3 protein-coding genes are annotated in these 3,540 nt (G+C 61.1%); all 3 read right to left on the reverse strand.

Annotation, left to right across the window (positions count from 1 at the left end):
• Window positions 1–529: 529 nt before the first annotated feature.
• A complete protein-coding gene (locus B1759_RS19475; protein WP_143537463.1) occupies window positions 530–1,807 on the reverse strand; it encodes a hypothetical protein in 1,278 nt (425 codons plus the stop codon).
• A 172-nt stretch (window positions 1,808–1,979) separates the two neighbouring features.
• Window positions 1,980–2,330 (reverse strand): hypothetical protein, encoded by a 351-nt coding sequence (locus tag B1759_RS17125; protein ID WP_095516309.1) that lies wholly within the window; start codon window positions 2,328–2,330, stop codon window positions 1,980–1,982.
• Between the two features lie 871 nt (window positions 2,331–3,201).
• The coding region (locus tag B1759_RS20315) for a hypothetical protein (protein ID WP_233134439.1) at window positions 3,202–3,540 on the reverse strand (339 nt) is incomplete at its 5' end.

Consider the following 3,540-nt stretch of genomic DNA (forward strand, 5'->3'; position numbering starts at 1 on the left):
AACTACCCCCGCACAAGGAACCAAAGCATCAACAGTACGACCCCGACGAGGGGAACGATGAGGCCGATCACGTTCCGGCGGAACGCTGCCGGTTCGCGCGCTCGGTCGTAGAGACGGTGGGAGGCCCACCCCCACGCGGTGCCCGTACGCAGGTAGACGGCGACCCCGAGTCCAAACGCCGTCGCGACTACGAGGAGGCTCAAAAGCGGATGAACGGGGGCGGCAACGCTGGCGAGCATGAGCGCGCCGAAAGCGACGCCAACGACAGACAGAGACCACCGGCGGTACCGGGGGCCAACCTTGCCCTCACGGATTGCTTCTTGCTCCGCACGCCAGCTCCAATCCTGGAGCCGTTCGATCACAGTACGGCGGTCGGGGGGCGGCATGACAGATGGCGGCTCAGCCGCCCAGGGCAGCGGCCGCAAGGGTTGGACGAGTCGAAAGTAGCGCCGACGCCCGGACGAGCCGAGGACGCTGGAGTCCTGGGTCGGCCTGCAGCCGCGGGTTATATGGCCGGTGTTGCAGAGCGTTATTTGGCTTCACCATCTTGAAGCCTCTTGATGCCTTTTCGATCTAGGCGCAGCGAGGAACCGCCTGGAATCTGGAGTTCGGCTTCAGCGGATGCTCCGAGCAGAGCCGAGGCTAGTTGATCCGAGGGGTGAATTACCTCCTCGGATCTACCCTCTTTGGTGAATAGCCCCTCAGACAGGCGCTCCATCATCATTTCTGGCATAGGCTGATCGGTCTGCGTTCTCCAGTCGAGCGCAGTCTCGACTAGCCAACTTGCTCTGTCTAGGTCAAGATCAAATCGCTTCTGCTGAAATTCCTCGCTCGCATGCTTATCAAACCAGTTTTGCTGCCACCTGATGTAGTAGACCGAGGTGAGACCGAAGCCCACACCGAACGCAAGGGACCTGAGCGAGGCTATAACAATCTCTTGGACAGTAGCGTCAGGCCGGAAAGCCAGGACGCCCGCTACGATTGAGAATCCAACGAAGCCCACGCCGAATACCGCAAGCAGTACAAGAGTGAAGAGGTTAATAGGACGCCTGAGACCCCTTGTGCCCTCCGTTAGCGAGAATGTTGTGGCGCGCTGCTTTAGCTCCTCCTTCAGGTCTTTTCTGAGTTGGCGTCTAGCGTGCTGGGAGTCCTTCGCATCAAGCTCAGCCGACCGGGCCTCTAGGCGCTTTTGATACTCATCCAGCGAGTCTCTTCGGGCTTGGACCTCCTTTTCTAGCTCCGCTTTCCTCGCATCAAACTGATCAGAGAGCCGCTGCTCAGATTCTGTGATGCGCTCAGCGAATTGTTCTGAGAACGTACTGAGCGCCTGGACCTGCTGCTCTACAGCAGCCTCTCTCGCTTGGATGTGCTCACGAATCACTTTGGGCAGCGACCCGGCCTCGCTCACCGTTGCGGCGTGACGCCCAACCTTGTCGTTGATGCTGAGCTGGAGCTTCGCTAGTTGATCCTGCTCACCTTCCTCGAAAGGAACTTGGTAGTTGTATCTGATCTGATCGACGCCTGGCTCATCCTCGCGAGTTACAGTGGTGCTCCATCCATTCACTTGGTGTAGCAAAGAAACGCTTTGGACGATCAGCGTTCGCTTACCAAGCAGTTCGAACAAGGAGGTGTCACCGTCAGGCTCAAGGTTGCCGTCCAGAGAAACCGAAGAACCACCATTTATCGACAGACTGCCTCCCCTAAGCTCCGTACCCGATTCCTGCACTGCCGCGCGCAGACGTTCTACCAACTCCAAGTCTCCGTGCTTGCGGATTCGATAGTTGAAGTTGCGGGCCTGTTTAGACATGAGGGTTCAGTTGGGGGCAGGTCCCTATCGCTGAGGAGGCCATATAACATTTGCGGCTCAGCCGCAACGGGCAGCGACCGCGGACGGTAGGGAAGGCAACGTAGACGCCGAGGCGTGGACGAAGCAAGAGCGCTGGAGCCCGTTGTCGGCCTGCAGCCGCTGGTTACACCGCCTATAGCAATCGCGCCTCGTCCGCAAGGCTGTCCATGGATGGTTCAGAGTCCGACCGCTCCGCCGAGGCTTTGTGCAACACGAACGTACCCCAAACGCCAGCGGCGAGAACTAACGCGATCAGCAGACCGAAATAGAGGCTCCCGTCAGGGACGGAGCCTATGAACTGAACGAGCACCCGGCTAAGCAGGTGAAGCACGAGCATCGCGACGGCTGCCGCCCGGCTCCCTCGGTAGATGCCGTAGGCGAGACCCAGATAGAGTGCACCGTCGATCACGCTCCAGCCGCTGGCGGCGCCGCCTGTGGGGTCCCAGATCCCGAATCCAGCAAGAACCGCGACGAGCGTCGTCATCAGTCCGGAGAAGGCCGCTGCAGCGGCTGCGGCTCTGACAGCCAAAGTTGCTTGACGTTCGATCACGTTGGAGGCGGTGTAACAGTTTGCCGCTTAGCCGCACGGGGCTGGCGGCAAGGCGGTGAGTCAGAGCGGAGGATACGCCGTGCCGGGCCCAGAGCGAGAGCGCTGGCGCCCCGTGTCGGCCTACAGCGGCGGGTTATGCCGTTGTGCTACAGGGCTTCGAATCGAAATACCTTCCTGTACCTGTAGTACGAGTACGTCCGGGTGTCACCGTAGTACTCGACAGTCAGCCTCATCGATCGGACCCAGCGCGTAGGCATGTCTCGATGAAACGGGAGAGCGAGGCTGAACCGGCTCCCAGGCATCAGGTACCCCCGAGAAGCTGCCGGGGTCGGCCCCTCAGTGTAGTGCGCGGGCCAGTCGCCCCAAGGAGGGGCCGGAGGGGGAGGAGCCACCCCCTCATACTCCAGCGTCACTTGAACCAGGGGCTCCGAGGAAGGGCGGATAAAGTCCGTGCTGTCGTCGACCGCTGGCGGAACGAGTGCGACCGTGCCGCTGACGATCACGAGGTCTCGATCAAACACGACGGGGTCGAAGTTCACGACGACTCGTGAAGTGTCACGAGCCATCGGCACTCCCCCATCTACAACGGGCACGACAGGCTGCGCTCCCGCAGTGGCGCAGCCGAGCATCACGATCAGGAGTGCTGTTCTCATGTGGTCGTGGACGGCATAACAGATGGCCGCTTAGCCGCACGGGGCTGAGGGCGGGATGGTGGGACGAAGCTATGACTGGCGCGAACGTCGGGACGAACCGAGGGCGCTAGCGCCCCGTGTCGGCCTACAGCGGCAGGTTATGCCGCCCGGCCTCATTCGCCGCCCGTCGCAAACAACATATGCGACGTTACCGAACACCCCTGGATTGCCAACAGACCCTCCATCCCTGCCGCGTACCACCACACGGAATCGGAGGACTCGGCTTTGACGACGATGGAGTCCTGACGCCCACCGATCTGACCGAGCGAGTCGCGGAGCACATCTAGGGGCACTCGCCCAACGAGGATCTCAATCGAGACAAAGTTGCCGTTCCAGTCGAGCGTCTCACACTGCGGGCGGGTCGCCTCGCGGTCGCAGGAGGGGAAGTAGTAGCAACTGCGAGTCTGGGACCCTGAGCAACCGGACGCGACAAGCCAGATGCTCAGAATCAG

The sequence above is a fragment of the Rubrivirga sp. SAORIC476 genome, from assembly GCF_002283555.1.
Lineage (GTDB): Bacteria > Bacteroidota > Rhodothermia > Rhodothermales > Rubricoccaceae > Rubrivirga.

Coding starts and splice junctions, on each gene's coding strand:
- B1759_RS19475 (WP_143537463.1), bottom strand. CDS start 1,807: ATGTCTAAACAGGCCCGCAACTTCAACTATCGAATCCGCAAGCACGGA.
- B1759_RS17125 (WP_095516309.1), bottom strand. CDS start 2,330: ATGACGACGCTCGTCGCGGTTCTTGCTGGATTCGGGATCTGGGACCCC.